Below are 12,122 nucleotides of genomic sequence, written 5' to 3' on the forward strand. Positions count from 1 at the left end.
YCATGTATACCCAAGAGCAACTTGATGTTTTGAAGCGGGCGTTGGCCACCGGCGAGCGCCGGGTGAGCTTCGGCGACAAAACGGTGGAGTACCGTTCGGTGGCCGAGCTGCAGGCGGCGATACGCACTGTGGAGGCGGAGATTTCCCGTCGCGAACATGCGCCGCGGGTAAGACGGATTTATATGACGACGGGCAAAGGCGCCTGATGGCCTGGTTCGCGCGTCTGCGCAAAGGGCTGTTCGGGCAGACCGCGCCGACCTATGACGGCGTTGGCGGCGGCCGTCGGGCGCTCGCCTGGCAAGTGGGCAATCCCGGTGCGGTGGCGGCGTTGGCGTTTACCCAGAATGAGCTGCGCGCCAAAAGCCGGGATCTGGCCCGCCGCAATGTCTGGGCCGCAGCGGGCGTCGAAGCCTACGTCGCCAATGCCATCGGCGTCGGCGTCAAACCCCAGTCCCTGGTCAAAGATCCCCGTTTGCGGGAAGCCATTCATGAACGGTGGCGCGACTGGTGCGAGGATGCCGACGCCGCCGGACTGACGGATTTCTATGGCCTGCAGGCGCTGGTGTGTCGCGCCATGCTGGAGGGCGGCGAGTGTCTGGTGCGGCTGCGTTACCGCCGTCCAGAAGACGATCTGCCGGTTGGACTGCAACTGCAGGTGTTGGAGCCGGAGCATCTGGACCCGACGCTGAATCAGGACCTGCCCAACGGTCATACCCTGCGCGCCGGCATCGAGTTCGATCGCCTGGGGCGGCGCGTCGCCTACCACCTTTTTCGCACGCATCCGGGAGACGGTCTGCTCGCCCCGGCGTCCGGCGCGACGGACTTGGAAACAGTGCGGGTTCCCGCCGCCGAAATCCTACATGTGTTCCGGCCGCTGCGACCGGGTCAGATCCGCGGCGAACCCTGGCTGGCCCGGGCCCTGGTGAAGCTCAACGAGCTGGATCAATACGACGACGCCGAGCTGGTGCGCAAGAAAACGGCGGCGATGTTCGCCGGTTTCATCACACGCATCGGCCCGGAGGACAACCTCATGGGCGAAGGCGCGCCGGACGGACAGGGAACTGCGCTGGCGGGACTGGAGCCCGGGGCGTTGCAGATTCTCGAGCCCGGCGAGGACATCAAGTTCTCGCAACCGGCGGACGTCGGCGCCAGTTACGCAGACTTCATGCGTCAACAGTTTCGCGCCGTCGCCGCAGCGATGGGCATCACCTACGAGATGCTCACTGGCGATTTGACCCAGGTAAATTACTCCTCAATCCGCGCCGGCCTGCTGGAATTTCGACGTCGCTGCGAAGCGATCCAGCACGGCGTCATTGTCCATCAGCTCTGCCGCCCCATCTGGCGCGCATGGATGACTCAGGCTGTGCTGGAAGGCGCTTTGCGCGCGCCCGATTTCGCCAACCGTCGGCGGGACTATCTCGCCGTCAAATGGGTGCCCCAGGGATGGCAGTGGGTCGATCCCAAGAAAGAATTCGATGCGCTGATTGTGGCCATTCGCGCCGGGTTACTGTCCCGCTCTGAAGCCATCTCCGCGTTTGGTTATGACGCGGAAACCATCGACAGAGAAATTGCCGCGGATAACGCGCGCGCAGACGAACTCGGTCTGGCGTTCAACTCCGATCCCAGACCATCCGCTGCAGCGACCGACGCCGCCCCTTCCGATTCCTCAGAAGACTAAAACACATATGCCCATGATTCATTTAGCGTCCCGCTTGATCGGGGCGCCGCTACTGATCGCCCGCTGCAAACTGGATGTGATCCTGGCGGTGGTGGGTGGTCGCATAGGACTGGCCAACCCAGGCGTGAGCCTCACGCCGCAGGCGCCGCGAGCGCGCAAAGACAGCGCGCCCGGCATTGCGGTTATCCCCGTGCATGGTTCGCTGGTGCGGCGCACGCTGGGTCTTGAAGCCGCGTCTGGCCTGTCTTCCTATGGCCAGATCGCGCAAAGCCTGGATGCTGCAGTGGCCGACCCACAGGTGGCGGGTATTTTACTCGACATTGACTCGCCGGGCGGTGAAGCCGGCGGGGTCTTTGAGCTGGCTGACCGCATCCGCGCGGCGAACGCCCGCAAGCCGGTCTGGGCGCACGCCAATGACTCCGCCTTCTCCGCCGCCTACGCCATCGCCGCAAGCGCGGGTCGGCTCAGCTTGTCGCAGACCGCAGGCGTGGGCTCGGTGGGCGTGATCGCGCTGCACGTAGACCAGTCAGCGAAAGACGCCCGCGACGGATTAGCGTACACGGCSCTGTACGCCGGCGAGCATAAAAACGATCTGTCTCCCCATGCCCCGYTATCGCCGGAAGCCGCCAGTTCTCTCCAGGCGGAAGTGGATCGTCTGTACCGGATATTCGTCAGCCAGGTCGCCCAGATGCGCAACCTGAGCGAGGACAACGTGCGCAATACGAAAGCGCGCCTGTTCTTTGGCGAAGAAGCCGTGTCGTTGGGACTGGCGGACGCCGTCTCAAGCTTTGATCAAACCCTCTCTGAATTCACCGATGCGCTACGACGACAAGGCGCGCTCACGCCGCGCGAACGTGGCCGCAGCGCCCACTCTCACTTAACCAAGGACCTCTCTGTGCCCGAAACTGCCAGCCCTCCCACTACCATTGAAGAACCCACGCTCACGGCGACCGCTGATTCAACGCCAACGCCAACGCCAACGCCAACGCCAACGCCAACGCCAACGCCAACGCCAACGCCAACGCCAACGCGAGCATTGACGCCGGCTGAGGCTCCGTATGCCCAAGCTCAGGCGATTGCAGAGCTCTGTCTGATCGCTGGCGCTCCCCAGCGCACGGCTGAATATCTTGCTGCGGGGTATAACGAAGCCCAGGTTCGTCAGGCTTTGCTGTCCGCCCGCGCCGAACAACCTGAAATCGCCTCGCGCATTACAGCGGAAACCGGAACGCAGCTGCGCCCCGAACACAGTCCGGTTGTCGCCGCGGTCAAACGTTTGGCGGGAGAGGCGTAGTCAATGCCCGCCATTCACGAAACCAACAATCTAGGGGATCTGCTCAAGTTCGAAGCCCCCAATCTCTATTCCCGCGATGTGGCCAGCGTCGGGGTCGGACAAAAGCTGACGCTGGGAGCTGTTGTTTCCCTGGATGCGGAGGGACGACTGAAAGCGCTGTCGCCAGCCGCCGAGGGCGGCGATACGGCCGTCGGCGTTCTGGCCGTGAGCATCGACGCCACCAGCGCGGAGCGACATGACGCGCTGTTTATCGCTCGCCATGCGGTGGTCGCAAGCGATGCGCTGATCTGGCCTTCCGACATTACCCCCGAACAAAAAGCCGCTGCGATGGCGCAACTAAAAGCGCGCGGCGTGCTGGTGCGCGCGAGCGCCTGACGYCCCTCCTGAGAAAGAGTTCATGCTGAATCCCTTTGATACCCCCGCCTTTTCCATGGCCGCGTTGACGGCGGCCATYAATATTCTGCCCAACCGATATGGGCGCCTGGAATCGATGAAGCTCATGCCGATGCAGCCGGTTCGCACRCGCCAGATCATCGTGGAAGAAATGAAYGGCGTGCTGAACCTGCTGCCGACCCTGCCGCCGGGCTCGCCCGGCACCGTGGGACGYCGCGGCAAGCGTTCGCTGCGTTCTTTCGTGATACCGCACATTCCCCATGACGACGTCGTGYTGCCGGATGAGGTGCAAGGCGTGCGCGCCTTCGGATCTGAAACCGATATGGAGACCATCGCGGGCATCATGGCGCGCAACCTGCAAACCATGCGCAACAAGCACGCCATCACGCTGGAGCACCTGCGGATGGGCGCATTAAAAGGCGTCATCCTGGACGCCGACGGATCGGTGTTGTATGACCTGTACGACGAGTTCGATATTGCCCCGACCACCATCCCTTTTAATCTGGGCAATGCCGGTACGGCGGTTAAGGATCGCTGCATCAAAGTGTTGGCTCACATTGAGGACAACCTTCGCGGCGAGTTCATGACTGGGGTGCATTGCTTATGYTCRCCGGAGTTTTTCGCGGCGCTGACGGGCCACGCCAAAGTGGAGAAAGCCTACGAGCGTTGGCAGGACGGCGCGATATTRATTAACGACGTGCGCTCCGGATTCACCTTCGGCGGCATCGTCTTCGAAGAGTATCGCGGCCAGGCCAACGATATCGATGGCGYYGCGCGACGCTTTATCGCGCCCGGCGAAGCGCATGCGTTTCCGGTRGGCACGATCGACACCTTCGCCACACATTGCGCGCCAGCGGACTTCAATGAAACCGTCAATACCATCGGTAAACCGCTGTATGCGAAACAGGAGCCGCGCAAGTTTGGCCGCGGCACGGATTTGCATACCCAGTCCAATCCGTTGCCGATGTGTCGACGTCCAGGCGTCCTGGTGCGCTTAACCGCATGATCACACGTTTGGAAGCCTTGTATGACGCCGCTGATCGAGCAGGCCTGTTGGTTCGCGCAGAGACTGACGGGGGCTCGGCGTCAGTGGAGTTCCGGGCGCCGGATGAGCCCGTGCTCGAGGGACTGGCGCTGTCCGCCGACTACGCCATTCGCTACCCAGTCTCGGCGCTTCCCACTTTGGCTATCGATGACGAAATTGTCGTCGCAGGCGTTTGCTATCAGGTGCGTGATATTCGGGCCGTGGGCGATGGCTCTGAACGACGGGCGGATCTGACCCGGTTGGAGCCGCACAGGTGAATTCCATTCGTGAACGCATTCAACGCACATGCCTGGACACGCTCAAGAAGGCGCTGGCTCCGGTCCCTGTCTGGCGTTATCCCACGGCTCCGATCAATCGGGAAGCAAGTCCGGCCCTGCTATTGATGACGGAGTCGGACGTCGTCCTCGCCCGCGTCAATGACCGGGTTGAACGCGCATTGAGTATTCGTCTGGTGGCGATCACCCGCGGTCGGGATGCCTTTGAACAAGCGGATCAATTGGCGGTCGCAGCCCATACGACGCTGATGCGCGACGCGAATGTGGGCGGACTGGCTTACGCATTACTGGAAATCGACGCGGAGTGGGATGCGGAAGACGCCGATGCCGGGGCTGTCGCACTGCCATTGCGTTATGAAGTGCGGTATCGCACGCATATTCACGATCTGACCCGGTGCGGAGATGTGTCGTAATGCCTGCGCCTCTCCATTCATGGAGATATCCCCATGTTGAGAGGTCCGCTACCGGATTTACGTCTGTGACTTGACCCAGCGCAATCCCCATGGATGAAGCGCAGTTTAGTATTTAAAAACAGGATTTCATTTCTGTTCGGGGGAGCAATAGTGCGTGCCAAGGGAGAAATGAATATTGAGACGGCAGCTTCAGCGTATGACGCTTTCGTCACTATTACGATCCACGGGCGCTTCGATATATCGCTTTGCGAATCATTTAGAAAAGCCTACGAAGGATATTCAAAAGAAACTTGCTTTTTTATCGACTTACGCGAAATAGAGCAGCTGGATACGTCGGCGCTGGGCTTATTACTGCGGATGCGTTCATATTTGGGCTGTGGAGCGAAAGTCGTGATAGTGACTAAATCCCCCCAGATTCGGGATATTCTTAGCGTTTCGCGGTTGGGTCAATATTTCTCCATCGCTTCCACGATCAGTCCACACTGATCAACTGGCTCTTGTTCTCTTTAGGGCCTCGTTATCGCCCAGTTAAGTCGGCGGATTCTTCTCGCCGCGATACCAAACCTGCGCATTCATTTGTCCACAAACTTCACTCAACCGTAGAGATCCATCGTGACTTTGAAACTGCTATGTCCCCACATTCACGCGGGTGTGGCCTATGGCCCCGGTGACTGTATTGAGGTCGATGCGGCCGCCGCCCGTTGGCTGATCGAGCTTGGCGTGGCTGAAGCCATCACATCGACGAAAACGGCCCAGGCCAAAGATCGCACTCCCCACCCAAAAGGAAATTAAACATGTCGTATTTCTCCGGCCAGGGGCGCGTCTATATCGGCGCGCGCGATCCCCTCGGCCATCCCTTGGGACTCAGCTACGTGGGCAACGTTCCTGAGCTGAAAGTGTCGCTGTCGGTGGAAACTCTTGAACATCAGGAATCCGTCAGCGGACAACGATTGACGGATCTGCAGTTGATCAAAACCAAGAAAGGCGAATTCGCCTGTACATTGGAGGAGCTGATTCCCGCCAATCTGGCGTTAGGTCTTTATGGCCTCTCCACGGAGCAAACCGCCGGCACGGTGACCGCGGAGACGTTGCCGAATCCGCTGAATCCGGGCGAGCTATACCTGCTGGCGAAGCAGAATCTGTCCGAGRTSGTGATCAAAGACTCCGGCTCGCCAGCGAAAACCCTGGCGCAGGCGCAATACCGCGTGAACGCCAAACATGGCTCCCTGACAGTGCTCGATAAATCCGAGAATGGCCCCTTTGTCGAGCCCTTCAAGGTGGATTACAGCTACGGAACGGCGCAGAGCACCGCCATGTTCACCCARCCGCTGCCCGAGCGCTGGATTCGCTTTGAGGGACTGAACACCGCCGACGGCAATCGCGAGGTCGTCATCGATCTGTACCGGGTRGCGATCAATCCCGCCAAAGAGTTGTCGATCATTACCGACGARCTGATGAAATTCGAACTTTCCGGCCAGGTATTGGCGGACACGCTGAAGTCGGCGCAGGGCGACCTGGGTCAGTTCGGCCGTATTGTGTTGTTGTAGGAGGACACGTGGACGCATCGGAATGGGACGTGCTGGCGCCGCCCGCACATACTGTGGATATCGCGGAAGAGACGCTCACGCTTTCGCCATTAACCTTGGGCGAATTGCCCGCATTGATTCGGGCCGTGCGGCCTTTTATCGCCCAACTGGGCGGCGAGCCGGACTGGTGGGCGTTGTTCTGCGACCACGCCGACTCGCTTCTGACGGCGTTGGCGATAGCGAGCCGGCAACCGTTACCTTGGGTGGAGGCGTTGGCGCTGGATGACGCCTTGAAATTAGCGTCCGCGTTGTTCGAGGCGAACGCCGATTTTTTCATGCAAAGGGTGGCGCCGGGATTCGACCGGCTGGCGCAACGACTGGCCGCCCGATTACCTGGAGCGACGCCATCGCCCGTTTGATTCGCGCAGGCCACCGCTACCCAGATCTGCTCACGTACACCCCCGCCCAAATCCAGACCTTTCTTATTGCGGGCCAGCGTTATGAAAACGAACGGATGCTGGCGCATTTGACGGTGTTGAATATCGCGGCCCAGGGCGGCCCTGAGGATGTGAGTCGTTTGCGAGAGGCGTTACGCCTTGCGGATTGATCTGGTCGCGGATGGCCTGTTGGATCGGCGAAGATTTAACGCCTGGCGCAAAGAAAAGCGCCAGGCGGTGCATTCGGCGGTGGGCAAAGTCATGCGCGCTTCCGGTCGGGACATGGTGACGCGGGTGCGTGATGACATGCGTCGCGGTTTCTCACGCACGTCGCCGGCGCTGCTGCGTTCCGTGCGCGCCAAAGTATATGACGCCAAATCAAACCAATTACCCGCCTTGTGGGTGGGGTCCAAGATTCCCTGGTTGGGCGTTCATGAGCGCGGCAAGGTGATACGGGGACGCATGTTGATCCCTTTGYTGCCCGCGCATCAACGYATCGGACGCAAGGCCTTCGCGCGYCTGGTTGACGACTTACGACGGGCGAATCTCACCGCCTTCGTTAAGCGTCACGGCAAACTGATTCTGATGGCGCAYAGCACGCCAGAGTCRTCGCGGGTTTTATCTCGCTTTCGGCGCGCCGAGCGTGAGCGACGAGGCGTTCGTCGACTGACCCGCGGCGAAGCCATACCCATCGCGGTCCTGGTCTCCAACGTCACCTTGAAAAAGCGCTTCGACCTGCAGCAGTCAGTGCGCGCGGAACTGCCCCGATTGACTGCGTCGCTGCGCGTCATCCTTAAACGACTCTGACCATGGCTTCACCTCGAGCTCAAATCCTTATCTCCGCCGTCGATGATACGCGGCGCGCATTCACCTCCGTCAACGGCAGCCTCTCGCACCTTCGTGAACACGCCAATCAGCTAGGGGATCTGCTCTCCCGACTGGGCGGATTGATCGGGCTTGGACTGGGCGTGCGCGAGCTGACGGAGACGACCGACCAATATAAGAACCTGCAGGCGCGACTCAAGCTCGCCGTCACCTCGCAGGAAGAGTTCAATCGCGCCGACGCCGAACTCTACGCGATCTCTCAACGCAACCGCGCGCCGTTGGCGGAGACGGTCACGCTGTATGCGCGACTGGCGCCCTCCGTACGCGCTCTGGGGAGGGAGCAAAGCGAAGCCYTGGCGGTGACGGAGACCATCAGTCAGGCGGTCGCCTTATCCGGCGCMTCCAGCGAAGCCGCCGCCGGRGCGCTGCTGCAGTTGGGKCARGCGTTTGCGTCAGGCCAGCTGCGCGGSGARGAGTTTAACGCGGTCGTGGARCAGACGCCGCGATTGGCGCAGGCGATTGCGGATGGCATGGGCGTTCCCATGGGCGCGCTGCGTGCTYTGGCGCAGGAAGGCAAGATCACCGCCAAGGCGGTCATGGATGCGCTKAARCATGAAAAGKCGCGCCTGACGCTGGAAATGGCGAGCTTACCGGATACGGTRTCGGGCGCMTTRGTGCGCYTGAAAAACGCCTTTCTACGCGCGTTTGGCGAGCGGGACTCCCATAGCGGCGTGACCGCCGCACTGGCCCGGAGTCTGCAGTTTCTGGCGCAGCATTTGGAGGCGTTGATCGATCTGGCCGGYGTGGCGCTGGTGGCCGCCATSGGRCGCATGATCGCCTCTTTGACGGCGAGTCTTGCCGCSACCCGGGCGGAAAATGCGGCGCGACTGGCCAGTCTGAAAATATTRTCGGCGGARKCGGCGGCCCGGCAYCARAGCGCRTTGGCGGCGTTGGCCCAGGCCCGTGCGCAAGGCGTGGCGACCGCGGCCTTGGTCACGGATGTGGCGAAAACCCGCACCCAGGCGATGGCGGCGTCTTCCGCCTTTGCTCAGGCGGCCGCCTCCGCCACGCTTTGGGGACGGATTTTGACGGGGCTGCGTGGCGCATTGGCCTTGTTAGGCGGCCCCGTCGGGGCCTTAGTGACGGCCTTGGGCGTGGTGGCGGGCATGCTGTACTCCGCCCGTGACGCCACCGTTCAATTCGGCGGAAAGACCGCCACACTCAAGCAGATTGCAACGGCGACCTGGGACCTGGTCACCGAGAAAATCGGCGCCGCCATCGACGCCATAGCAGAGCTGGCCAGCGCCGGTGAAATCAGCTGGCGGCGCTTGCGAGAAGCGGCGGTTAGCGAATTACGCGAGCTCGGCGCAACGCTGCGGCGATCAGTGAATACGCTGCTGGGCGCCTTTACCGCAGTGGGACGGGTTGCAGGCGTGACTGCGGGCTTTCTGGTGGCGCGTTTTCGAAGCGCGTTCTCTGATATTGGCGCGCTGGCGAGCGCGTTGGCGAAAGACGTGGAAGCGGCGTTTCAAGGCGACTTTTCCATGCAGTCCCTGAAGACGACGATGATGCGTCAACTGGGCGAAGTGGGAGATTACGGACGCCAGGTCTCACGCGAACTCCATGAGGCCTTTTCACGGGATTATGTTGGCGAAGCCACGCAGGCGATCGCCTCACACATTAAACCGGAAACCACTGAACTAGGCGTATTTGGACGCTCCCAGCCCGCAGGCGCGGCGCCGGGCGCAGAAGGCGCGCGGATGACCCTGGAGCAAGCGCGCGCCGACGCGGAACTGCGCTTACTCAAAGATTCGTTGGCGCGGGAAAACGCCGAGTTGGATCGCGCGCTGGCGGAACGTCAGCTGTCTTTGCGGGAGTATTACGCCGAAAAAACGCGGCTGGCACAGCGCGACATCGATGCGAACATCGAACGGGTGCGCACGGCGATACAGCGTCAGAAGGCATTGCTAAAGACGAGCCAGGACGTTGCTGGRCGCGCCAAGGCGCAAGCGGATCTGGTGAAACTGGAAGCGGAGCTGACCCTRCTCAAYCGRCAGCGGRYGGAKGCGGAAGTCGCCAATGCGCGTCAGGCGGCGCARGCGGAGAAAGAGCTCGGCGACGAGCTTGCGCGCGTCAAAGCCGAGTTAAGRGAATTAACGGSCGTCGCCRATARCGSGGACAGACGCGCGCAAGTGGCCCAGCGATATCAGTCCCTGGTGGCGAGACTGCAGGCGGAAGGCGATCAGGAAGGCGCCGCCCTGGTGAACCGACTCATCGACGTGCAGGCGGCGGAGGCGGATTTGGCSGCCTGGGAGCAGCGCTTTAACCAGACCCTGACGAACATGAATGCCGCRGAGCAAGCCATTCAGTTGCARCGGCARGCGGGACARTTGGGTGAGGCGCAGGCTCAACGCGAACTGTTGGCGTTGCATCAGGCGACCGGAGAAGCGCTTACATCAATGCTGCCCAAGTTAGAGGCGGCGGCTTCCGCGATCGGGCCAGATGCATTGGCGCGGGTGAAGGCTTGGAAGAACGAAATCACCCGGGTGAATCAGGTCGTGGATGAGGTGGCGGTGTCCTTTGACGGCTCACTGCGCGACGGCATGGCGAATCTGTTCGAGTCGGTGGGCTCTGGAGCCAAAAGCGCCAGCGCCGCGTTTGCGGATTTTGGCCGTTCCGTACTGGGGACGATTCAACGCATGGCTTCGCAAAAGCTCGCTGAGTCGTTGTTTGGCGGTCTGTTTGGCTCCGTCGGCTCTGCCAGTGGTCCCGGCGCCATATTGTCTTCCTTGTTCAAAGGCTTTGCCCAAGGCGGCTATGTCAGCGGACCTGGAACGTCCACCAGCGACTCCATTCCTGCGCGCTTGTCCGCCGGGGAGTTCGTCGTCAATGCCGCCGCCGTACGCCGTGTCGGCGTGGGTTTATTGCACTCCATTAACGGCCTGTCCGCCGGTCCGCGCCTGCAAGGCGGCGCCTTGGGCTTCGCCAGCGGCGGTTTGGTTCCCACTGGCGCGCGTCCGTCGGCGAGCGCTGCGGCAGGGGCGCCTGGCGCGAATGGCGGCTCCGCCGTCCGCATTGTGAATGTCGTCGATCCGGCGATGGCGGCCGACTACCTCACATCCTCCTCTGGGGAGAAAACCATCCTGAACATTCTGCAACGCAACGCGGGCGCGGTGCGGCAGTTATTGAGCTGAGATTTTTTATGGCCTATGAATCCGGCACGGCGGGCGATTACGTCGACTTGCTGATGCGCCTATACCAATTCGTGACGCAAACGATGACGCCTGTTGAACAGCGTTGGCGGGCGCTGCGTTGGATTGGGTATAAGCGCATTTTTTGCAGCAGCGAACTGGGCGGTTCTGAGGCCTTCAGAGGCTTCGACGCGGACAGCGCCAGCGAATGGTTAACCGCGCAAAGCCAGGCGGCGCCGTCTCATCTGGGGCTGGAGCTGGTGCGCCCTCTGGAGGTGCGTGCATTTACCCTGAGGGGAGCGGGAAAAGCCTCGCGCTCCCCCAAATCCTTCACTTTGGAAGGGTCGGACGATGGCGAGGTGTGGACCGCTCAGGAAACCTGGAATGACCAGAGTTGGAGTAATGCGCAGTTTCGGGAATACAGCGTCAGTACGCCAAGCATCGGCGCGAAAACCCACTGGCGCATTCTGATTCACGCCAATAACGGCGACTGGGGTTACAGCGGGTTGCGGGATTTTGATCTGTTGGAAACGCTGGAGACGTCCCGCATCAGCCATGGCGTCCCCGCGCAGTTGATTCTGCAGGGGCCAGGACTGTCCGGTAAGGAAGCCGTTTTTGTGGGCGTGGAAACCTATGCGTCGCCCACCACCGATATCTTCAACTGGCGTTTGGCGGGCTTTTCAGGGTTTGTCGAAGCGAATGGCTTCAGCAAGCAGCCAGGCGCATCGCCCATGATGGGGTTTCCTGTGTGGAATGCGGCAATGCCATACTGGTTCGTGGCCAACGGCCAACGCATTGTCTGTGTGGTGAAAGTGGATACGTCGTACATGACGTTTTACCTGGGCAAGTTTCTCCCTTACGCCACACCAGGACAGTTTCCTTATCCCTTGCTGGTCGCCGGTATGACTCCCACCGATGCATTGACCCGCTATTCGGATGGTTCGCTGGTTTTACCCTACAAAGGCAATCGCGCGAACTTCAAATTCCGCTTCATCGACGGCGAATGGCGTCAGCCAGAAAGCTGGCCCTGGAATAACAGCGTGATCAC

14 protein-coding genes are annotated in these 12,122 nt (G+C 61.2%); all 14 read left to right on the forward strand.

Annotated features, from left to right (window positions below):
• Positions 1-2 precede the first annotated feature (2 nt).
• Complete coding sequence (locus KP814_RS29400) at positions 3-206, forward strand: phage head-tail joining protein (protein WP_216740119.1); 204 nt, start codon at positions 3-5, stop codon at positions 204-206.
• Positions 206-1,678, forward strand: coding sequence for a phage portal protein (locus tag KP814_RS29405; RefSeq protein WP_216740120.1), 1,473 nt, complete (start codon positions 206-208; stop codon positions 1,676-1,678). The genes KP814_RS29400 and KP814_RS29405 overlap by 1 nt, the downstream gene beginning before the upstream one ends.
• A gap of 7 nt (positions 1,679-1,685) precedes the next feature.
• Positions 1,686-2,969 (forward strand): S49 family peptidase, encoded by a 1,284-nt coding sequence (locus KP814_RS29410; RefSeq protein WP_216740121.1) that lies wholly within the window; start codon positions 1,686-1,688, stop codon positions 2,967-2,969.
• A gap of 3 nt (positions 2,970-2,972) precedes the next feature.
• A complete protein-coding gene (locus KP814_RS29415) occupies positions 2,973-3,344 on the forward strand; it encodes a head decoration protein (RefSeq protein WP_216740122.1) in 372 nt (123 codons plus the stop codon).
• A gap of 22 nt (positions 3,345-3,366) precedes the next feature.
• Positions 3,367-4,368: a major capsid protein gene (locus KP814_RS29420; RefSeq protein ID WP_216740123.1), complete on the forward strand. Its 1,002-nt coding sequence runs from the start codon at positions 3,367-3,369 to the stop codon at positions 4,366-4,368.
• A complete protein-coding gene (locus KP814_RS29425; RefSeq protein WP_216740124.1) occupies positions 4,365-4,664 on the forward strand; it encodes a hypothetical protein in 300 nt (99 codons plus the stop codon). Before KP814_RS29420 ends, KP814_RS29425 begins: the two co-directional genes overlap by 4 nt.
• Positions 4,661-5,095, forward strand: a complete 435-nt coding sequence (locus tag KP814_RS29430) for a hypothetical protein (protein WP_216740125.1) — start codon at positions 4,661-4,663, stop codon at positions 5,093-5,095. The genes KP814_RS29425 and KP814_RS29430 overlap by 4 nt, the downstream gene beginning before the upstream one ends.
• Before the next feature lie 93 nt (positions 5,096-5,188).
• Positions 5,189-5,581, forward strand: a complete 393-nt coding sequence (locus KP814_RS29435; protein ID WP_253938720.1) for an STAS domain-containing protein — start codon at positions 5,189-5,191, stop codon at positions 5,579-5,581.
• Between the two features lie 126 nt (positions 5,582-5,707).
• Positions 5,708-5,887, forward strand: coding sequence for a hypothetical protein (locus KP814_RS29440; RefSeq protein WP_216740126.1), 180 nt, complete (start codon positions 5,708-5,710; stop codon positions 5,885-5,887).
• A 2-nt stretch (positions 5,888-5,889) separates the two neighbouring features.
• Positions 5,890-6,642: a hypothetical protein gene (locus KP814_RS29445; protein WP_216740127.1), complete on the forward strand. Its 753-nt coding sequence runs from the start codon at positions 5,890-5,892 to the stop codon at positions 6,640-6,642.
• Between the two features lie 8 nt (positions 6,643-6,650).
• Positions 6,651-7,040 carry a DUF6631 family protein gene (locus KP814_RS29450; RefSeq protein ID WP_216740128.1) on the forward strand — a complete coding sequence of 130 codons (390 nt, stop codon included), beginning with the start codon at positions 6,651-6,653 and terminating at the stop codon, positions 7,038-7,040.
• A 177-nt stretch (positions 7,041-7,217) separates the two neighbouring features.
• Positions 7,218-7,865 (forward strand): DUF6441 family protein, encoded by a 648-nt coding sequence (locus tag KP814_RS29455; RefSeq protein ID WP_216740129.1) that lies wholly within the window; start codon positions 7,218-7,220, stop codon positions 7,863-7,865.
• A gap of 2 nt (positions 7,866-7,867) precedes the next feature.
• Complete coding sequence (locus tag KP814_RS29460) at positions 7,868-11,077, forward strand: tape measure protein (RefSeq protein ID WP_216740130.1); 3,210 nt, start codon at positions 7,868-7,870, stop codon at positions 11,075-11,077.
• Positions 11,078-11,085: 8 nt separating this feature from the next.
• A partial coding sequence (locus KP814_RS29465; protein ID WP_216740131.1) for a hypothetical protein occupies positions 11,086-12,122 on the forward strand: 1,037 nt, incomplete at its 3' end.

The sequence above is a fragment of the Hahella sp. HN01 genome, assembly GCF_018986435.1.
In the GTDB taxonomy this organism is placed as follows: domain Bacteria; phylum Pseudomonadota; class Gammaproteobacteria; order Pseudomonadales; family Oleiphilaceae; genus Hahella.